A 20,951-nucleotide genomic window follows, 5' to 3' on the forward strand; every position below is an offset into this window, starting at 1 on the left:
TACACCCGAATGATACATTACGAAGGGGTGCCCGCTATCGCCACCGTCCTGAATGATCGACTCAATATTCGCTCTCAAATCGCCATAACACAGGGCCTTGCTATTTTGTATGCTAACAATGTACTTATCCTTATCCGAGAAAGTATCCGCCTTAAACGAAGTCTTTTGCCCCTGGCAGCCGCTAATCGCGAATAACGTGATTACGCTGATCATCCATAAGTTTATCCTCTTCACAACGCCCCTCCTTTCATAAGGGATATTATACTTCATTTGTAAATTTTTTTGACTGTGGCGGGGTTTCTCTAAACGACGAAATTCATTCCGTTATCCTGCCCGTTAGCTTAACAAAATGAGCAGGCTGCTCAACAATGGTCTGTCATTCAACTATCGTCCCCTGTTAGGACAACAATCCAGGCTTACTGCCTATGCGTGAAGCTTGTTTTTGGCAACTTTCATTGTTCAGATATGAACATGTAAAGAAAGCCGAATTTTGAGACATAGATATGCATTGTATAATGTTAAATAGAACATTAATCTGTATCGTTTAGCAACTGTGGAAAGGGTATCTTCTTCGTGTCCAGTATTGGAAAACACTATAACTTCTTGTCTTTTAAAAAGGACAAGAAGTTATATCCATAAAATAAAAAATCCGCTTAAATAGCGGATTCAAATGGATACATTTTCTTGTCGTCTTACATCCCGGCAACAAAAAAAGCTGCCCCTAAGTCATCAAAATGACTGAGGAACAGCTTGATTAGATAAGCAAATTATTCTTTATTGTACATATCGTATAGCATGACTGCCCCTTCAGCTCTAGTCAAAGTAGCTATTGGATGAACAGAGACGCCGTCTCCTTTAACAATGCCACTATGGACAAGTGCAGCTATTCGATCTAGTGCGTATGAAGCAATTTCTCCTTTATCGACAAAACGATTCAGATCAGAAGCAGATCCGTCAACGATCGGTTTGCCAGCGACCTTCATCGCCTTATGAAGCAGTACAAGCGCATCTTGCCTGGATATCGGCTGCAACGGGTTGAATTTGCCATCTCCCGTGCCGGTAGCGATTCCTAGCTTCTTGGCAATTGCTACTTCCTTATAATAATAGGCGGAAGCAGGAATATCGGAGAAGTTCGTCTCGATACCATCCGCCTTCAGCTCAAGAGCCCGCACGAGAAGCGCAACAAAATCAGCTCTCGTTATCGTTTCTTTCGGGGCAAATGCGTTTTCTGATGTTCCGTTGATGATTCCTTTGGATGCCATTACTTCAATTTGTTTTTTCGCCCATGATAAGCCACCGATGTCATTGAATGTTTTGTGGACGAAAACTACCGCATATTTACTGAAGTGGTTAGTCATAAACGTAACCATACCTGTTACCGGATCATATTTGCCACTAGGTACCGACACGGCTTTACCTGTACTGTCGATGTACCATACAACAATATGCTCTGGATCGGCTAATTCTTCCGCCGTAGGCTTATAAGCGATCGATACTTTCACCGGAGCTTTCGGATTGCTCCAAGCAACCGTTTTCCCATCGATTTTGACGCTAAGCTCGATAACTGGATGATTACCGATTTGCGTCTTCACAGCAGGATCCAATGATGATATATCCCCAGCAGCTATAGACAGCGCAATGCTATTCACACCCGTCAAATCCATGGAATTCAGCATAGTAGCTGGAGCACTAATTGTTCCGAATTCTGTGAAAAGCTCAATCCTCGTCTTGACATCATTCGAGGCAATTGCCTCTTTCGGAAGCTCGATGACATAGGATTTTGCACCATCTGCTTTCCGAACGTCAATTTTGATGACTTTGACGCCAGCTGCATCTGTTGAAGCCGTTTCAACTGCCTTATTCCAGTCCGTAATGACAACGGCTGCTTTCGCTTCACCAGTTGCTGCATCTACCTTCGTCACAACCAAGTTGATTGAGCCTTTTTCTACAATCACTGTAGGTGGCGTTACCGGAGAGTAGTATGGATACGGATTTTCTGGATCTGGCTTTACTGGATCAGGCTTTACCGTAATTGTACTTGACGCGGTAAGATGATTTCCTTCCACAGTCGTTACCGTGATGATGGCCGTTCCTACACCAATCGCAGTAACGATTCCATTCCCATCGACGGTAGCAACACGCTCGTCACTGCTGCTCCATTGAACCTGTGTGCTGCTCGCATTTGCTGGCGTAAATACCGCAGTCAGCTTCACCGTTGCATGAATAAGAAGTTCTGCTGATGGCTGATTCACCGTTACACCAGTTGCCACAGGATTGTTTACCGTCAATACTATCGGTTCTGTCGCATCCTTCTCATTGTATAGTTCAAATTCGGAGATGGCGTAGCGGTCTGTATCATCCAAGTTCGCACTCCAAAGAGATATATAAATACCTTTTAATCCTTTATATTCATGTCCTTCGTGCTCGTAAATTTCCTTGTAATCAGGCAAATCGATCGTTACCCGTTCATAAGTATCCGGGCTGTCCGTTTCCCACGTTAGGTAGACGCTAGATTTGGTCTCTTGCCATTCCTCCCCATCTTCTGTCGTCGAAATATCCAGTACCTTCAATCCTTGATGTTGTGCTTTATTAACGACTAAAGTTAGTTTATTGAAATCTTTGAGATCATCACTATTCCACTGCAACATAAGCCGATGCGGAGGATCAAATTCACCTTTTGCGTTTAATATTGGCATGCTTGCACTTTGGAAATACGTATTATCGTCACCATCGATCATCTTAAGCGGTGAATGCTCGCTCTTGTTGTCGTAATCGGTGGCACTCCAATCACGTCCATGATTGTTGTATGTTGCATTGACCACCGTCGCTTCAAGTGCAATATTCTTATTTCGTTTCACCGTAATGGTGTACGTCTTGATCGTTACTCCGTCTTTTGCAGTAACGACGATATGGATTTTGCTGTTACCCATCGGTACCTTAGCCGTGACCCATTGATTTGCAGTAACTGCAATGTCGTTGATCTTCATCGTACTGTCAGCTTTACTCATCGTAGGTTTCAATGTTAGGGTGTCCGCGCCCTGAGCGATGTTAATCGTATACTCGGTTTTATTGCTATTAAAATCAATATTCGTACTACCGTCGTTCACCAGCAGCGCTGATAGCGACGCATCACTTTCTCGATTCATCACCTTAATCGTACTTGAAGAAGTAAGAAGGCCGCCTTCCCCTGCTTTTGCCGTTATGATCGCCGTTCCCGCACTTATGGCAGTAACCATACCGCTTCCGTTAACGGTTGCAACACGCTCGTCACTGCTGCTCCACTGAACGGAATTGTTGGTCGCATTTACCGGCTCAAACACAGCAGTCAGCTTCGTCGTTCCATGAATAAGAAGTTCGGCAGACGGCGGGTTCACCTTCACCCCGGTTGCCGGAATATCAGATAACGACAATGCTACTGGTTCCGTCGCATCCTTATCATTGTAGAGTTCCATCTCGGATATGGCATAACGCTTATCTTCATTCAAGTTGGCTTTCCACAGCAGTATATAAATGCCTCTTATACCTTTGTAATCAGGCCCATAGTGCGCTTTATAGTCGGCCAAATCAATCGTAATACGCTCGTACTCATCCTCGCTATCAGTCTGCCAGGTTAATTTGTTCGAATTTAACTCATCCCAAGTTTTTCCGTCCTCGGTCGTCGTAATGTCCAGAACCGTCAACCCTTGTCGCTGCGCTTTGTTGACAACGAGTACAAGTTTATTGAAGTCCTGAAGATTATTCTCATCCCATTCCAGCAAAATCTTATGAGCCGGATTAAATTCACCTTTTGGGTTTAACTCTTCTATTCTCGCGCTTTGGAAATACGTTTCGACTTTGCCATCAATCATCGCAGACGGTAAATTCTCACCCTCCGTGTAATCATTCGTATTAATATTCCATTGAGTTCCATGCTCCGTGTAAGTCGCACGAGCGGCTTTCGCTTCAAGCGCAACGTTCTTGTTGCGTTTCACCGTAACGGTATACGTTTTTGACGTGATTCCGTCAACCGCTTTCGTAACGAATACGATCTTGCTGTTGCCCAGTGGAACTTTGGCTGTAATCAATTGGCCGCTGTTCACCTTCATACCATTTACTTCTATTGTTCCTTTGCTGTTCTTCAACCGAGGCTGCAGCGTCATTGTATCCACGCTTGCATTAAGGGTGAATGTATAATCCAACATATTGCTGTTAAAAGAAAGATCCGCGCTTCCTCCATTAACGATTAACTCCGACATCGAAGCTTCACTAGATGCATCGAGTACCGTAATGGAGCTAGTTCCTGTAAAGCTTCCGTCAACGGTTGTAGCCGTAATCGTAGCCTTACCTGACGCAACGGCAGTTACGTTACCCGCCTGATCTACCCGCGCAATAGTCTCGTCACTGCTTGACCACATATACGCTTTATTCGTTGCATAATCCGGGATAATGGATGCTGTCAGTTTCACCGAATCCTCGCTATAAAGCGTCACATCCGCAGGACTTACCGTGATCCCCGTGACCGGTATCGCCATTGATGACACCGCAACCTCAACCCTAGCCATTTTGTTACCATCGACAGTTGTAGCTGTTATGAAAGCTTTCCCTCCAGCTACAGCCGTAATATTGCCGTTTGCGTCAACTCTCGCGATGTTCTCGTTGGAGGTGCTCCACTCCACGCCCTTTTCCGTAGCGCTAGCAGGTGACACAACCGGGCTTAGAGCGCTAGTCTCGCCTGGATTGAGCTCTAACTTACTAGGTAGGCTGGCTGACTCCACAGCCACGTAACTAGGGTTGATCTTCGTTTTGTCCAGTTGGAACAAATCAGCCACGCCGCCATTCAGCGTTACGTTCAGCTGATAACGGTTACCGCCGAGAGATTTAAGCGCAACCGTCTCCAGCTTGCCTGTATCTCTGCTCACTCGTTTAATAGCATCTGGCGTATATTTAGCCAAATTCAGCTCTACTGTTATGGTTTGTTTCGTCTCAGCGCCTGATCCGTGCTGCTGATCCGGCAGGAGTCCGTTTCCTGTCGTCAATCCGTTCATAACCATAAAGTATTCCATATCCGTTGATCCGAAGAATGATTGCGTATCCGGAAGCGGATCAAAAAATCCGATAAGTGCATCGCCATTTAGTCCGTTATTTTCTGTGCCGTTATTTTTGACAATCATGTTTCTTAAGTAAGGGTGCGTAAGCCTGTTAAATTTATTAAGTACAGGTGTTTCTTTCGGTGTTTTATTGTTTACAACGTCCCCGCTTGCATCCTTATATTGACCAGGTACCGTAAATACATCCGTACTGTTCAATCTCACCAGATGCGGTCCTAGGTTTTTAATTTGGCGGGCCATTTCTGCATACTGATAATATTGCGGCGTAGGCTTCCTATCTTTATCAAAGAATAAGAAAAACCTGCTATCATATTCCCAGCGGAACATACTCAGCCATTTCCCACCCAGCGTTAGTGTTGCAAATGGTATACCGTACACTTGTGACTCTGTAATAATATACGGACCAACATCAGCTGGTTCCTTGCCTGTCTTAAAGCCTAGCAAATATTGACCAAAAGCAATCGGGCTTTGGCCTGTTCTATCGTAGCCTCCCAAGGCGATTGTTCGTTGATCATTAATATTGTTAAGTACGGTTGTGAACAGATTTTTATCCGTACCAAGTGTCGAAAACATATAATCATCAAAAGTCAGCAAATCAGGTTCTGCCGTTTTAATGTACGTTTCGAAGCTATCTCTCTGCCACTGACGTGACTGCTGATTGCTATGGGCAAGTACATTCGGATATAACTGATGACTCAGCTTGAACCAATCCGTGAATGTCTTCAAAACATCCTCGCTATATGTTTCTTCATCCCCAAAGCAGAGCGTAATTAAGTTGTTTAAATTCGCTGCTTGATCCGGGGTGAGAAACCCATTCTTATCGGCATCTTTGGGACCTCCGTCCAGACCTTTAACAAGTGCCCATTGCGTATCCGGTAAAGCTTTATGGAAACTTTTGTTGTAAAGAGGCCATTCGTAATAAGTAGCCGTTGTAAAATTACTTCCTTTCCATTCCTCTGGCGTTGCGAATGGTCTGCCCATTTCCTCTGTAGGCATCCATGTCTGCATTTGTAGTCCTCTATCAATCAATATCCGACTTGCGCGAGACAGCGTCTTGGGTGGAACCACCTTGACGGTCCGCACTTTAGTTGCGCTATCTCCCCGACTGCTCGACACCGTATATTTAATGGTATATATACCACCCTTACTCGTGTCGACATTGCCTGTCGTTTGGATGCTAGCTGTAAGGTCGCCGTCTACAGCATCAGTCGCTGTTGCTCCGGCTTCAACATATGCCTCATTGGTAGACAGCGTCATATCTGCGCTGCCACTGAGTGTAATCGCCGGCCAGACCAGTCCTGGCGCTTGCTGCATTTGCTTATCCGTCAATGCCCGGTCATACACTTGAACCTCGTCGATATATCCAGGCCACGCATTAGAAGAATCCGGGAATGTATCCGCACCAAGTCGGATTTCCCCTGTATTCGAGTCCATCTGTGTATTGTCTGTCGTCATGTCCAAGGCGCCATTGACGTACAACTTCACCGTTCCGCTTTCACGCACAAGCGCGACATGGTACCATTTTTTTGGTTCGATTGGAGTTGCTCCAATTGTGGCTATTCCGCCGAGTGATGATTCCATACGACCATCGGGTCTGCGCTTCAGCAAGGTTGTGTTACTTCCCCCTTGCTGCTGTACCAGCACCACGTTCCGATTCGTATACGTAGAGTCGAAATTAACAAGCATGCTCAGAGAGAAATCGCTGCCTGTGTTGATTAAGTTATGATTCGGTATCGTAGCATAGCTGTCATATCCGTTAAGTAGCAGACCTTTACCGAATTTACCGCTTCCCTGTGCAGCCTTTGAAACTACAATATCATTGTTCCTGAAGGTGTCAGGCGTTACACCTCCAACCATACTCTCAAACTTCCATTCCCCTACTAATCCTAAATCAGCAGGAGCCGTATTGGCTTCATCCGCTAATACAACGCCATTCGGTACAACAAGGCAGAGCAATAGAGATATAACTGTCATCATGCTTATCCACTTTTTGTTTCTTAAGCACAACATCTCGTTCCTCCTCAGATATGAGTTAAGCGCTTAACCTAACATAATAAAAAAAAGTCCTTATCTTATGCACCAAAATGCATCATCGGACAACCTTTGCTTGAAACTGAACATGCAGCCTCTTTTCCTCACCTCTCCCTGAAGTTTGTTTGAATGCCCCTTCTAACAATGGAAAGGGAGAGTATTCCTGAATCGATCAAATCTTGTTCATTCCCTTCTAATGGTTTAATTTGATTTATACTTTTATATTTTCTAAAGACCAATGATAGTTAATGATTCTGAATGTTTTAGATTAAATTCTTGTAAAATATCGATAACCTCTTGAAAACCCTCTGGGTCCTCTTCCCTTAATTTATTAGTATCAAGGAAATTGACTTTTTTTGATGTTCCGCGAGAATTTGCAGATACTTTCGACAAGAATTCACTTACACTTCCTTCAAAATAACAGTTAGTAAAGACAAGTTTATCCAGTTGTCTAGTAACCACGGTTTGCATTTCCCATGCAACATGTTTGTTCCCTTCTGGATCATAAAAATAAAACTCCAATCCGCAGCCTCTGTTGTCTCGAATCTCCTCAACCTCGGCTCCACTCTCTTTCAAAGAGCTATGCAGTTTTTCTATGTCTTCAACCTGGAACATTAACATTGGCATGTGAAAATTAGGGTCTTCGCCAACTTTGTATTTCATTCTGGTTTCATCTTTTGTTTCACAGAACATAAGATCTGTCCCATTTTCAAGAGTAAGCCATGGCCCATCACTAAGAATTCTTCCACACATTTAATTCTCTTCTAGAGGAAGGCAAAGCTATTATTATCTCAAGTGATAGGAAGCCTAAAGAAATTCAAACACTAGAAGAAAGATTACGATCACGCTTCGAATGGGGTCTCATAACAGATATTCAGCCTCCAGACCTTGAAACGAGAATTGCAATTTTGTTAAAAAAAGCTAAGGCAGAGAATATTCACATTCCTCATGAAGCAATGGTATACATTGCAAGCAATATCAACACAAATGTTCGTGAGTTAGAAGGTGCTCTCATTCGTGTTGTTGCATTTTCTACCCTAGTTAGCCAGGAAATTAGCGTTGAATTAGCAGTAGATGCTTTAAATGATATTATTCCCTCCTGTCCCCCACAAGTTGTGACAATCCCTAAGATCCAGCAATATGTAGCAGAATATTATGGGTAGCGACCTGAAGTATTTAAGGAGCGCAAGCGAACAAAAGCTGTGGCCTTTCCGAGGCAGGTTGCAATGTACCTCTCCAGAGAACTCACAGATTCCTCATTACCGAAAATTGGAGAAGCATTTGGAGGACGTGATCATTTAAAATGGAGGAAGCATTAAAAAGCCCCTCCATTTACTGAACAAAATAATTAGTCCTTTTTTTGAGTCAACTCAATGATCTTTATTAGGAGCGTGAGCAATGCAAGGATCTCCAGAAAGCTCATGCTATCTCCTCCGATCCTGATAAGATGACTCTTCATCCGGACCTCCCTCTCCCATGAGGAGTATTCTGTTCTGTATAAGGTTATTCAGGCTTATCAGAAATTAGAATACGAGCTCATCCAGATAAACCTAACTGGCTCATTAGCCCATTAGATTAGAAAACTGCAGTCGGTCATACTGGCGCGGCTACCGTAGTGTCTTTATTGAGATAAAGTGTCCCGTTAGTTTAATCGACATTATGCGCCGTGTCCGACGGACTTAGCCTCCCCCGCAGTGTAGATACGGTGTTATCGGAAATCGTCTGACTTCATCGAACTACTCTAAATCAGGACCATTTGTGGTGTTATAGGAAGTGGTTGCCTTCCCTGAGTTACTGATTTAGTTCGTTAAATATCCATTTCTCTTCATATCCCTTACTTGGCTTGGCATGAATATCATTCATTACATTCGTTCCTCGATACCACGCAATTAATTTCTGATTATTGTATTCATATGTAATTTCATAAATTGTGTTTCCCGATCCGCTTGCTCCATTAAATGGTGATTTTTCTGATTCTTCTTTCTGAATTGATTCAACTCTCCCTCCTCTTAATTCTATTACTCTATTTATTTCTGCTTTATGTAGTTTATATAACTCATTATTCAATAAGAAAAAGATCGGCAAACCGACCGCGAAAATGCACAATACTATGATTACTATAGCACCCTTATTCTTTCTATTAATTATTGTTAAAGTTATACCAACAAGCATAATAATTACAAATGTAAATGCTAGAATATTCGTCATGTTAATCCTTCCATTTTTTCATATCATATGTTTTATATTGATTTGCGAGCATTTCATAACGTCTTATTCACGCACTTCGTAAATAATTCCATATGTAGGGTATTCTCGAAACTTTTGAACTACCCTGCCCGTTAGCTTAATGACGGAACGTCAGTCTAACACTTTATTTTCACTGGACACTAGTTTGACCATAACTCTAGCCTGAAACAAGCGAATCTTACCAAGTATGTAAACAGTCGATCTTCAGGAGGGTGCCAGACTTCTTGATAGATCGCTTGTTTTGTTATAATTGGAATTAATGACTGAAAACGACGGAGGATGACGATGACAAGCCGACGCATGATGAGAAAACATTACGCTCAAGGTGTGATAATTGAGCTGCAGCGAATAGGTTATTCTTGTGAAGAAGCAAAGGCAGCTTTTTTTCGTCACGACAGGGGCATGAAGCGTTTGTTTGGACTTGAGCCAAATGTAAGGGATTTTGCAATGTTAATCGATGAGTTTGAACATGCAATGAAACGAAAATTTGATCCTAATAATCCAGATCATATCTATGTTGGACATATACGGGATCGTATAAAGAAGACGGAGCGAGGACGACGTGATGGGATGAAATGATGACGGAAAACGACGGAGGTGATTGGATGGATATAAAGCGGACGTTTTAAATGGTTGATATTTCAGAGCGATTAGGTAGCTCGAGAACAACTCTTGCCGATTGGGCACGTCAATTCCGCGAATTTTTGCCGACAGTAGGTTCAGGTAGATCTTTGCGATATACTGAGCTCTCTGAATTTAATTAAAGGATCGGGGGTGACAGGACATGAGTGAAGAAAAGGAATCCATTCAATACCTCATAGAGTATTTTGAAAAATATTTAAAGGAACTTCATTTGAATCTCCAGGACGATCATGACGATCTGTTTCTCCAAGGGAAAATAAAGGGCGTACAAGATACACTTAGAATGACAAGAATACATGAACGTGCACTAAAAAATGGTGGACAGTTTGTTGATGTCATAATCGATTAATGACGGAGTAGAATGTATATTTCACAAACGAATGTCCTTTTGTCCGAATACACTTTGAAATAGAGTCCTATATATGTAAGCTTTCCAAATCACACACAACGTACTTAAGTGTGATTCGGAACGGTCGTTACACATAATAATGCCGGTAATTGGAAACGAAATCTAGCCTATGAGCTGTTTTTACACGTATGTCAGCTGTACCCGATACTGGAATGACACGGCTGCCAGCAATGTTGTTACACCCCATAAAAGAAAGCCGCCATATACAAGGATGCAGACCCAAAGATGCATATCTCCTATTTCTGCATGACGAAGAAGATTCAAGCCAGCGGATCCAAAATAAGTGAATGCCGCACCGCCTAGCCATGCCGGCAAAAGTATCAACCGGCGATCTATTTTTCTCCCCCAGGATTGTACCAATGATAGTCCAAGCAGTGAGGCTATACAGGCAAGAAGAGTGGTGATATCGATCCCGTTTTTATAAAGGAAATATATGACAGGATCCCCCGATTGCATAGAAATGTGCAGCTCTGAAACGCCTTTAACAGACCAACCCAGAGTGATTCCGAATGCCCACAGAGTTTTCAGTACAGCATAAGGCAGTAATACTGCAGCCGCCGTATATCCCCATACCTTTGAGGAAAGCCATCGGTTTCTCTTCCTATTCATTTTGCTCTCTTCCTTATCTATTGTTGCCGTTCTCATGTTCATCATCTTCCCCTCCTACACAACCTGATCAATTTATCTTAGAAAAGAAATTTAATTACTGAATGAGCCCTTTTTCGAAATTAGCGGAGTTAAAACTTATCGCCAGTACCAGCGGCACATATTAGAGTCCGCCTGTGCAGCCATCATTACAACCGCCACTTTGGATACTATGAAGACTCCGTTACCATAGGGGTTTTCCCCCGTTAGGCAATCCCATATTTTGCGCAGAAAGAACGTAATGGCTCGACTTGGGTTCCCACTCATGACCTTAATTGAACTCATTGTTCAATGGCTTATCGCCTTGGATTTCTTTTCGGACGGAACTTGATTCCGAATATGCGAGAAGTAGGGAGTATTTAGACGGTGTATCCCCAGATGTTGCATTCCATCCCTAGTCATTCAGGTTCAGGCAGTATAGCTTTTAACCATATCGATCAGAACTTGCGCGGCTTGCTTCTACACCATCTTCGACTCCTCCACGCTTTACCGCCATGCTATTATTCCCTCATCCTTTCGGATTCAGGTTAGGCGTTGTTCTCAACGTATTTCCAAGGACGTTGGCCCGGTGACCGAACAATTCTTATTGTGCACGACATGGCGCACAGTCCCTAGCAACCTAGCTATCCGTTCTGAACTTAGGTGCTTCCTCTAGACCTGTGAGCTGAATTCCGTCATGGTCCGGCATAGCGTATTTCATAGAAAAAATTTTTACTTTACGCCACTCACCCCATCGTGTGATGGTCCGTATGTTTCCATACGTTCTAACTTTAGACCGTACATTCGGAAGTTCGTCAGTTCCTACACTTGAACATTCTCACCGTATCCAGCTTTTCAGCCGCGGCATATCCGTTGGTATCCTTCCCGAAGGGTGGTTTTAGCCTCCGTTCTGCCGAATCCACCTGAACTTCATACCCCAAGTCCTGTCAGACATGACGCATGCAGGAGTTGGCGGAATGGTTTCGGGAAACATGGTTCCGTCATTCCCATCCTCGGTTGCAAAGTTAAGATTACTGATTAATCATTAATCTCCTGCTTTTCACGCTATAGTGCTTATGGCAGAACTTGTCGTACTTTTCCGTTAGCTTAGCAAACGAAACTTTGTCGTACTCCGATTACGTTATACTTTGCGCAATATTAACAACTCTTTCAATAACCGACTCGAAGCTCTTGCAAGCGTATTAGGATGAATTCTGTAATCACTTCAACCGCCGCGAGGTAAAGAGCGAGCTATTCAATCGACTAGCCTAATGTTGCGTCTTGTCAAAAACCATAACCTATCCTGAGTTAGTTGGATAATCAAATTTTCTTATTCTATTTTAGACCGCAATGATGGCAGCGCCCTTGCCTCCGGTAATAATAGAAAATCGTAGCGACCCCCAGCGCGATTCCCCAAATCGGAAACAGCAGGAGCGGCGTTGATGCTCCCCAATTCTGTAAATTGCTAAAAGAGAAATCGAGGACAGCTCCAGTGCCGGTAACTGTAAACAGGATAGAGACAAACCCGGCAGGAACGATGGCCAGAGCAGGAGGGACGCGCTTCCCGACCATAAACGGAATCCAACGGGGGAAGACTTCTCCCCAAGGTTTTATAAGCCCGTGTATAAGCATGGCGCCGCTGATCGATACCAGGGCAAGGCCCGCTCCAGCCCATACCGCCCCTGAATCCTGAAGGCTTTGATAAAATTCCTTTGTAACCCCTAAAGGAATTCCAAGCAGCCAGGCTATGCGGGTAATATCGTAGTAAGCCGGAGCAAGGATCGCCACATAAGTTATCCACCTTCCCCACCGGACCGCGGAATCGGAAGCCATCCAACGGATCGCATCGCTTTTACGTCCGCAATAGCTGCAAGCGTTAATGGACTTCCGTTGGAAGGACAATGCCGTCCCCGCCCATAGCCAACCGCCCGCAATGCTAATGAGTTGGTTGATCACCGGCCATGTGATGTGATCGAAATAATAATGTACCGGTAACTTGAAAAAAATCGCCCCAATCAAGCTAATGGGCGTGTAAGCCACTGTAACAAGCAAGCGGCTATCCGGGATTACAAAGCAGAGAATCGTTGCAGCGCTCCAGGCATAAAGGATCAGGATCCCTCGGATAAAACCTCGCGCTTTGTACTTGCATATGAAAAGCGCTATCACGCCAAGAAAGCAGAGAATAGCGATAACGCACCCTGCGGCCTCGGCTGTGGCGTGTCTTAAGAACAGATTTTGCGCATGCGGGTCGTTCTCCATGCCGAATGGAAAGGCTGAGCCTCCAAGCGACCAATACAATCCCAGCACGCCATAGATGAGCGTCCAAACAATCGCTGCGTGCCGGACCCATTCCGGCCAACGCCTCCACCAGCGTAATTTTGAAGCCTTCGACCCAATCTTCACGGGATGGGATGCAGTATTCCAATTTACGGGATCCATAAAAGATCACAACTCCTTTTACAACGTTTCCTTTAGTATAGGGAGTGCAAGTAAACTGGAGGTAAACGGAAAACAAACTTCACACTAACTTTGCGCTAGTGGTAACCTGATCGAAAGTGAAGTTCCTTCGTTTGGCTTGCTGGTGACAATCAAATCTCCGCTATGGGCTTCAATTAGTTGCTTTGCAATGGACAGTCCAAGACCCGAACGTTCGGAGGATTTTACGGTCGAATCGTTTTTATCAAGCGTTTGGCTGAATCCGATCCCATTGTCTTCAATCCGGATCTCCGACGCCCGGTCATGAAGCTGTGAAATACGAACCGCGATCCTGGTGCCTTCAGGATTATGGACAACGGCGTTGACGAGCAAATTGCGGATTGCGCGCGTCAGCAGCTTCGGATCGCAAGATCCCGAAATTTGACCAGGCTCCGCATCCATCATGAAATGGTGACCGGTCGCCCAAGGCGCGCTGCTGACATCCGCCACCGTCCTGCGTACAAGTTCAACGATATCCATTTCCACGGCTTTTAAAGGGATTTGTCCCTGAATCGTTTCATTGAGATCCTGCACCAGCTCTTGCAGATGAGCCGCTTTCTGCTGAATGATGGACAGGAATTCCTTCTGTTCCGTTTCACTCCACTGATACTCCGCATTGATCAGCATTGTGGAATAACCGGATATGTAGGTTAGCGGTGTTTTTAAATCGTGCGATATCCCCCGAATCCATTCTTGTTTCGCTTGTTCCGACTCCTGCAGCTCCTTCTCGTTTCTTTGGAGCGTGTTCGCAAGCATCTGCAGATGCTCGAACAATTCCTTGTAGATTGCATACGGAATTTTCAACTTTCCGCTTTTGCGGGAGTGGATCTCATCCCAGCGTACAGGCAAATCGTGTTGGCCTCTTGCGAGACGTCTGATCCAAACAATGATGAAATAAACGGGTTTCCCCAGGTACCAGCCGATTAGTAGCAGGGTTAGAAGGAAAAGGATGGAGCACAAGACCAGCACATAAATTTGATCGCTGCTTAAATCATTCGTTAAAGCGTTCTGGTTCGTAACCCCTTGCGGCCAAAAAAACTGGACCGTCATGGCCGTGGTCATTTGCATGAAAACAAACAAGAAAAAGAAAGCCAGCAGTTGCAACGCGATACGAAGCATAAAGTTCATTGTCTTAACCTCCCATGGGCGGAACGAACTTATAACCGATCCCTCTCAGCGTAACGATCAGTTGGGGGTCGGTCGGATCGACTTCCAGCTTCTTTCTGAGTCTGGAGATATGAATGACGACCGTCTTCTCATCTCCCAGCACCATGGTGCCCCACACTTGCTCGTATAATTGCTGGGCTGTGAATACCCGGTTCGGGTGTTTGCAAAAGTAGAGCAGAAGTTCAAGTTCTTTGGCCGGACAAGGCGTATCCACATTGCCCACGATCAGCTGCCCGGTTGTTCGGTTAACCGTAAACGTACTGTACTGATATACATCCTCGGCGCTTAAACCGTCGGACGCATACAAAGAGCTCCGTCTTAAATGAGCCTGAATCCGTGCAATAACCTCCATCGGGTTGAACGGCTTGGTTACATAATCGTCTCCGCCAAGGTACAGACCCTGAAGCTTATCCAAGTCGCTGGAGCGAGCGGTTAGGAATAGAATGGGGGTTTTTATGATTTTACGTAGCTCCACGCATAAAGAAAATCCATCCATATCCGGAAGCATGACATCCAGAACAATCATATCGAACCTTGTCGTTTGCACAGCCAGGAGTGCTTCAGCAGCTGAACCGGCTTTTGTAATATGGATATACCCTTCTTTTCGAAGAAGATTCTCCAGCATAATCAGTATACCTTCTTCGTCATCGACCACTAATATCGCTTCATTCCGCACGATTCCAACCTCCTCTGAAATAAAAAACATTTGAAGTCCGCGAAAATAAGTACACCTCTGCGAGGAATCCTAGCATAGACAAAAAGCAAACATCCCTTTAAAGCAGCTGGATGCTTGTTTTTTATGCGTTCGTTTTATTTGGCGACCTCCCTAGTCTTTATTGAGCTATCGTGTCCCATTAGCATAATCATTACAATCTCGATGTCACGGTTTATTGCTGATGTACAAAGCAAATTCAGTTTTTGGGGCAGGCAACTTTATAGAACTAGAGTTCTTCATTGAATCACATCCGCCGTCGGCAATGTAATGTACACGGCATCAATTTCACTTTTTTCATCAATTAATGCTTTTGCAACTCTATGTCCCCCATCAATTAATTATCCATCTGAACATAATAATATGGGATATTCCATGTTTGCGTTGATAATCCGCTGACAATGAAACGCAACATTGCGTATAGTTGGAATTGGTGTACTCCTACTATCTGTAAACCAACAATCCTGATCAAGTTCCTTTATTAAATCAATCTTGATTTTATGAACGGGTAAGTTCTTAGATAACTCCCATAATTTCTCTACATCCCAGAAATGTTGCCTTCCATCAATTATCCTTCCGTGCTTATGTTTCATTCGTGAAAGTAACTCTCCCACAATAATCACCTCAGTTTTTCATAATAATTAATGACACGATAGGGAATCGTGATCGGAGATAAACCCTTCCCTTCATCAGTTACTTAGTTATTCAGGATTTGGATTCCTTTTTCCTGCTATTACGCGCTATCCTGCCCGTTAGTGAAACGCGGCTGCCGATCTATGTCGGCAGCCGCGTTTTAGATATTTATTAAGCTATAGTGTCCCGTTAGTTCAATCAACTGTTTTATTATAATAGAAATAGAACAATACAAGTCCAGCAATACAGATAATTATACCTATAACAAGTGCTCCGCCAAGACCCTGCATTTCCACCAGTCGCAGCATGGCCAGTTGTTCTCGGTGCGGAAGCTGTGGCCAAGGGCTTCGCTGGTCGTCCCCAGGGGGCAAGGCCGATGCTCGTGAATGGAACTGTCGGCGTAATCGTTTCTCCCTCTTGGTAAAATGCTTTCTTTGTACTCAAGCTCAAGATTGTGGATGGCAAGTTCACGAAGATCGAAATGATCGCTGAACAATCGCGGATTCGCCAGCTCGACTTCGTGTTTTCATATTGAACATTTTGATTTAGAGTAAAATTCTGTTCTCTATTATATTTTTCATACTGATATGCGACTTGGATACGCCGAAATTAGTCAGTGCGTCCTGGAAATGGGCGAGCTCCTCAATGGTTGTCGTTTGCACTTTGATCAGATAGTTATATTCTCCGCTGATGCGGTATAAATCCGTTACTTCCTTTGCGTTCTCACAAAAATCGACGATGTCTTGGCAATGTTCCGTTTTGAAAAGAATAAACGTCGTTGTTCCTCTGCTCAGGTTCCGCAAATTGAATACGGCAGAATACCCGTCAATGATATTCCTTTCTTCCAGCTTCAAGATTCTTTCTTTCACGGATGGTTGAGACATCGACACTTCTTTGCTGATCTGTGAAACAGGCATGCGTGCATTGCGCTGCAGCAATTGCATGATCTTACGATCCACGTCATCGATCAAATATTCCATACCATCTGCACCTCCAGACACGGATTTTACATAATAATTTTTTTTGCCTAAAACACCTTACTTTTAATATGTATTATACGCTAATCTCCTCACTTTTCGCATTCATCGCACGACTTCATCCTAATATAATTAATACATGAGTATAAAGGAGGATGAATGAAACGATGAGCATCAAAGGTCTGTCCCATGTGGCGATTCAAGCCAAAGATTATCAAGCAATGATTGCATTCTATACGGAAGTGTTAGGGTTCAAGACGGGTCACCACTGGAGCCTGCCGTCCTTCCAAATCCGTGAAGCCACCATGCTGGTCTCGCCTGACGGAAGAACTTGTCTTGAGATTTTCGATCATGATGCCGTCATTCCCGCCCAAGGAAAGAAAGCTATGTCTGATGATGAGATAGCCCACGGCGCCCTATTGCATCTCGCTTTCTATGTTCATGATGTCGAGGAAATGTACCAGAGAGCACTTGCGCATGGCGCCCAATCTTACGTTGAACCGTCGCGCCTATCGCTCGGCGAGCCGCCACTACTCGTCACGAACGCGCTCATTCACAGTCCCAATGGGGAGGTCATCGAATTTATTGAAGATGTAAATTTCGATTTGTCCAACAGGATACCGGTAGGTTCAGCGTAAACAACATGAAACCACTATCTAGTCCTCCTCACGTGGTGTTTGAGAGACGCATAAACTATGCACCGAACCTCCACCAGTCTACAGGGCGTCCGTCCAGCTTATACCAAGTGGTATGTTGTGGCCAACAGCCATACGGGTTGACTATCGCGAACGTGGTTGCCCAGGTCACACCGAAGTCTACTGCCCGTTAGCACAACGTGGCTACCGATCCATGTCGGTAGCCGCGTCTTAGTTTTATAAAGCTATAGTGTCCCGTTAGTTCAATAAAATTGGGCACGAGTCGACTCAACTGCAGTTGATCTGCGGTTGAGGCCGCTACTACTCCGATCTATTGGCTCGCTATTTATGTAACGCACCTGGATACTGAGGTCTCCAAACGCCCTCGTAAATGTTGGGTTGGAATCAGCTCATTTCTTTTTAGCTATGTACAAAGTAAATTTAAATAGTCCGCTAACATATCCTACGTAACTATTTATAACTTCTTCGATTTCATTATCCATCATTTCAATTATTTTATTATCTAAACCATCAAGGATAGAGGCGACTTCTGGAATCGATTTCTTGGCCAATAAATACTGACTAGGATTATTTCTCACCTCTTGTGTGTATTCTACCTTTTCAATCAAATCAAAAATTCACTTTATTTTCTTTTTCGTTAGTAACAGATAATTTATCATCATACGGAGCATACCAAAACAAAACAAGATAACCATTATCCTTTAGTAATTCATGACATTTTTTATATTTGATATTTTTATCTAGCCAGTGAAAGGCCTGAGCAGAATAAATCATCTCAAATTTTGATCGTTAGGGTAATCCCATTCTTCAAAAGATACAACATCCAATGTAACATTGGGATAGTCGGCACATTTATCTTTTAAGATTTCGGCCATATCTTCTCCTATCTCTATTGCATGAACGTTAAATCCTTTACTTGCAAATTGAATTGTTGCTTTTCCAGTCCCCGCACCAATTTCAAGTAATCTACTTAGATTTCAAATCCGATTTTGAGATCACGTCTTGAATTAATTGATCAGGATATGATGGCCTTATTTCTTCATACATACCCGCAATCCCCTTGTACGGTTCTATTTTTTTCATATATTTTTCCTCCCGTTCATGGATCTTCTTTTACAAAACACAATGGACATTTCATTTATTGTTCATACGAAGCTGTAAGTTAGGCAGTTTCAAAAAACAAATGACTTGTTCTCTTGATGTGATTATAAACATCATTAGTTGTAAACTGCCCGTTAGCGCAACGCGGCTGCCGATCTATGCCGGCAGCCGCGTTTTAGTTATTTTATTAAGCTATAGTGTCCCGTTAGTTTAATCCATGGTCCTAGTTTATAAAGCGGAACTTAGAATAAATAAGGTGGTAACTGGAAGAACACTCCCAATTACCACCAATTATATCATCCTGCTTGCACTCTTGGAATCGTCGGCATCACATAAGCTGATTTTTTCTTCATCATTGCGTAGATGATATTAACCAGCTTTCTCATGATACATATAATAGCTTGCAGGCATATTTGCTCGTTGTAGGCTGTTCTGCATTAGAATAATATGTTACTTTTCTGATTCAATAAATGTATTCTTAATAGGAGGACTAGATTCCCAACTTATTAGTTTAATATGAAATTTTTCGAGTAGTTCATTAGCATTTATAACCCCACTTACACTTCTCCCTTGTGAATATTTCTCTAAAAATGATGCATCTGGAATGGATGGTTCATACCCTTTATATTCATCATCTCCCATGTAATACTCAGATGGACCTGGGTCATAATATACTTCCTGATTTACTACCTCTTCTTTTCCATACATAATCCCTTTAACATTATTAGCATTTAGCAGTAATACTTGAGAATTCCCACTAGCATAACTTTTCTTCCACTTAATGTATTTCCCAATCCCTTCATTCTTTCCAAGACCATCATATTCACAAATCAAAGTATCTTCAATCACTCTCTGTTTTCCATCAATTTCATATACCAGTTTAAAAGGAAATTCTCCATATGTGATGGATGGTTGTGGCGGATTTGGTAGTGAATTGATTCCAACATACAAAAGTAACCAGGGCAAATTAAAAACAGCAAATGTTGCCAACGACAAGAAACATCCCCAAACAGTTACAATAATCAGTATTTTTTTCATGAATACCCTTTTCCCTTAAGGGCATTAATTACTGAATCCATTGAATGATTTTCAATACGCTTTTTCACGATCGCATCGACTCCTCTTGTAAAAAACTCCCACGTCGTCCACTTGTGTTGAATTGGTAAGTATTCTGTCTTTCCTACGGATGCTGTTCCTAATACATAATTTAATATTTCACCCTTTACTACATAATTTGTAGCATTTCCTTTATATTTCTTCTTAAGTAAATCATATACATTGGGATATGGAATAGCAGGATTAAATGTAATCGCATTGGTATTAGTAGTAACTGCATTTGCAAGAGCTTCTGCTCCCCCCCTTTGAGTGTCCAACCATTGTTATTTCATAATTGCTGCCGCGGCAATCTACTCCATGTATCGTTTAACTATCGTGTCCCGTTAGTTGAATCGTCCTCTATCCTTTTCTCTATCGAAAACGAAGCTCTTCTTCGGACGTATTCGTGTTTATCTTGTAAAAACATTCTTAAAAGTTCATCAACGTTGTTATCTATATCCGCAATTTCTCCAAGTGCGTAGGCTACCTGCCAACGTGCTTCATAATCCTCATACATTAAGGCTTTATATGCAAGGCTTTTTATAACGCTTGGGTATTCAGTTAGTGCCTGTATTACATTTTCACACTCGTTATCTCTTGCCAATGTGTAGAGTATTAACTCATAAACATCCGCATTCCATTCATCAATAGGCACTTGTATTAACACTTCGTCTACAGCAAGGTAAATCTTATCCCAATGAAGGTAATCGGTTTCCCATTCTCCATGTTTAACAGCTACTCCGTCTGCCCATTTCTTAAAGGATTTTATTTCATTATCAAGATTCAGAGCCGGATTATTCATAAGACCACCTGTTTCCTTTAAAATGCATCTTTATTAATTGTAACAGGTAACACCTTATTGCTGCACTAACCTGCCCGTTACTTCAACATATCAAAAAGGAGCCGCCTCAAGCACGCTCCTCAACTCTTGTGTCCCGTTAGCGCAATCACAGTGCTAGTATTCATTGTGGATTATATGGATCCGTTCTTATTCTTCATCGTAATTTTTTCTAATTACTAGATGAGATACAGATTCCATTCTTTCAATGAGGAAATCCAATATCCCTTCGGGGTATAAGGGCCTTTCTTTCAATT

17 protein-coding genes and 1 pseudogene are annotated in these 20,951 nt (G+C 43.1%); 4 read left to right on the plus strand and 14 right to left on the minus strand.

Annotation, left to right across the window (positions count from 1 at the left end; genetic code table 11):
* From ACFQZR_RS13650 to ACFQZR_RS13660, 3 genes are all read right to left on the minus strand, one after another.
* Positions 1 to 234, minus strand: a 234-nt coding sequence (locus ACFQZR_RS13650) for an LptM family lipoprotein (RefSeq protein WP_379346664.1), incomplete at its 3' end; no start/stop codon positions are given.
* A gap of 533 nt (positions 235 to 767) precedes the next feature.
* Positions 768 to 7,064 carry an Ig-like domain-containing protein gene (locus ACFQZR_RS13655; RefSeq protein WP_379346666.1) on the minus strand — a complete coding sequence of 2,099 codons (6,297 nt, stop codon included), beginning with the start codon at positions 7,062 to 7,064 and terminating at the stop codon, positions 768 to 770.
* A 282-nt stretch (positions 7,065 to 7,346) separates the two neighbouring features.
* Positions 7,347 to 7,871 (minus strand): VOC family protein, encoded by a 525-nt coding sequence (locus tag ACFQZR_RS13660; RefSeq protein ID WP_379346668.1) that lies wholly within the window; start codon positions 7,869 to 7,871, stop codon positions 7,347 to 7,349.
* Here ACFQZR_RS13660 and ACFQZR_RS13665 point away from each other — a divergent pair.
* Positions 7,856 to 8,416, plus strand: a pseudogene (locus ACFQZR_RS13665) (chromosomal replication initiator protein DnaA); the annotation flags it as partial. The gene ACFQZR_RS13660 and the pseudogene ACFQZR_RS13665 sit on opposite strands and share 16 nt — an antisense overlap.
* 493 nt (positions 8,417 to 8,909) lie before the next feature.
* Here the strand turns inward: ACFQZR_RS13665 and ACFQZR_RS13670 are convergent.
* Positions 8,910 to 9,326, minus strand: coding sequence for a hypothetical protein (locus tag ACFQZR_RS13670; protein ID WP_379346670.1), 417 nt, complete (start codon positions 9,324 to 9,326; stop codon positions 8,910 to 8,912).
* Positions 9,327 to 9,665: 339 nt separating this feature from the next.
* On the opposite strand from ACFQZR_RS13670, the gene ACFQZR_RS13675 reads away from it, so the two are divergent.
* Together ACFQZR_RS13675 and ACFQZR_RS13680 are read left to right on the plus strand one after the other, a co-directional pair.
* Complete coding sequence (locus ACFQZR_RS13675) at positions 9,666 to 9,944, plus strand: hypothetical protein (protein WP_379346672.1); 279 nt, start codon at positions 9,666 to 9,668, stop codon at positions 9,942 to 9,944.
* Between the two features lie 205 nt (positions 9,945 to 10,149).
* The gene (locus ACFQZR_RS13680) at positions 10,150 to 10,356 is read left to right on the plus strand and encodes a hypothetical protein (RefSeq protein ID WP_379346674.1); all 207 of its coding nucleotides are present in this window, start codon (positions 10,150 to 10,152) and stop codon (positions 10,354 to 10,356) included.
* Between the two features lie 180 nt (positions 10,357 to 10,536).
* Here the strand turns inward: ACFQZR_RS13680 and ACFQZR_RS13685 are convergent, their stop codons facing one another.
* The 5 genes from ACFQZR_RS13685 to ACFQZR_RS13705 all read right to left on the minus strand — a co-directional run bounded on the left by ACFQZR_RS13685 (position 10,537) and on the right by ACFQZR_RS13705 (position 17,007).
* Positions 10,537 to 11,070, minus strand: coding sequence for a hypothetical protein (locus tag ACFQZR_RS13685; RefSeq protein ID WP_379346676.1), 534 nt, complete (start codon positions 11,068 to 11,070; stop codon positions 10,537 to 10,539).
* 1,305 nt (positions 11,071 to 12,375) lie between these two features.
* Positions 12,376 to 13,206, minus strand: coding sequence for a hypothetical protein (locus ACFQZR_RS13690; RefSeq protein ID WP_379346678.1), 831 nt, complete (start codon positions 13,204 to 13,206; stop codon positions 12,376 to 12,378).
* 357 nt (positions 13,207 to 13,563) lie between these two features.
* Positions 13,564 to 14,643, minus strand: coding sequence for a sensor histidine kinase (locus ACFQZR_RS13695; protein WP_379346680.1), 1,080 nt, complete (start codon positions 14,641 to 14,643; stop codon positions 13,564 to 13,566).
* A gap of 4 nt (positions 14,644 to 14,647) precedes the next feature.
* Positions 14,648 to 15,358 (minus strand): response regulator transcription factor, encoded by a 711-nt coding sequence (locus ACFQZR_RS13700; protein ID WP_379346682.1) that lies wholly within the window; start codon positions 15,356 to 15,358, stop codon positions 14,648 to 14,650.
* A 1,214-nt stretch (positions 15,359 to 16,572) separates the two neighbouring features.
* Positions 16,573 to 17,007, minus strand: a complete 435-nt coding sequence (locus tag ACFQZR_RS13705; protein ID WP_379346684.1) for an Lrp/AsnC family transcriptional regulator — start codon at positions 17,005 to 17,007, stop codon at positions 16,573 to 16,575.
* A 164-nt stretch (positions 17,008 to 17,171) separates the two neighbouring features.
* Between ACFQZR_RS13705 and ACFQZR_RS13710 the strand changes: the two genes are divergently transcribed.
* Positions 17,172 to 17,642 (plus strand): VOC family protein, encoded by a 471-nt coding sequence (locus tag ACFQZR_RS13710; RefSeq protein ID WP_379346686.1) that lies wholly within the window; start codon positions 17,172 to 17,174, stop codon positions 17,640 to 17,642.
* A 407-nt stretch (positions 17,643 to 18,049) separates the two neighbouring features.
* Here ACFQZR_RS13710 and ACFQZR_RS13715 read toward each other — a convergent pair whose 3' ends face one another.
* The 5 genes from ACFQZR_RS13715 to ACFQZR_RS13735 form a co-directional block, all read right to left on the minus strand.
* Complete coding sequence (locus tag ACFQZR_RS13715) at positions 18,050 to 18,238, minus strand: hypothetical protein (protein WP_379346689.1); 189 nt, start codon at positions 18,236 to 18,238, stop codon at positions 18,050 to 18,052.
* 192 nt (positions 18,239 to 18,430) lie between these two features.
* Positions 18,431 to 18,616, minus strand: coding sequence for a methyltransferase domain-containing protein (locus tag ACFQZR_RS13720; RefSeq protein WP_379348841.1), 186 nt, complete (start codon positions 18,614 to 18,616; stop codon positions 18,431 to 18,433).
* A gap of 595 nt (positions 18,617 to 19,211) precedes the next feature.
* Positions 19,212 to 19,799, minus strand: coding sequence for a hypothetical protein (locus tag ACFQZR_RS13725; protein WP_379346691.1), 588 nt, complete (start codon positions 19,797 to 19,799; stop codon positions 19,212 to 19,214).
* The gene (locus ACFQZR_RS13730; RefSeq protein ID WP_379346693.1) at positions 19,796 to 20,134 is read right to left on the minus strand and encodes a hypothetical protein; all 339 of its coding nucleotides are present in this window, start codon (positions 20,132 to 20,134) and stop codon (positions 19,796 to 19,798) included. The genes ACFQZR_RS13725 and ACFQZR_RS13730 overlap by 4 nt, the downstream gene beginning before the upstream one ends.
* 53 nt (positions 20,135 to 20,187) lie before the next feature.
* The gene (locus ACFQZR_RS13735; protein WP_379346695.1) at positions 20,188 to 20,658 is read right to left on the minus strand and encodes a HEAT repeat domain-containing protein; all 471 of its coding nucleotides are present in this window, start codon (positions 20,656 to 20,658) and stop codon (positions 20,188 to 20,190) included.
* Positions 20,659 to 20,951: the final 293 nt, after the last annotated feature.

It is taken from the genome of Paenibacillus sp. GCM10027629 (assembly GCF_042676425.1).
Classification (GTDB): Bacteria; Bacillota; Bacilli; order Paenibacillales; family Paenibacillaceae; genus Paenibacillus_K; species Paenibacillus_K terrigena.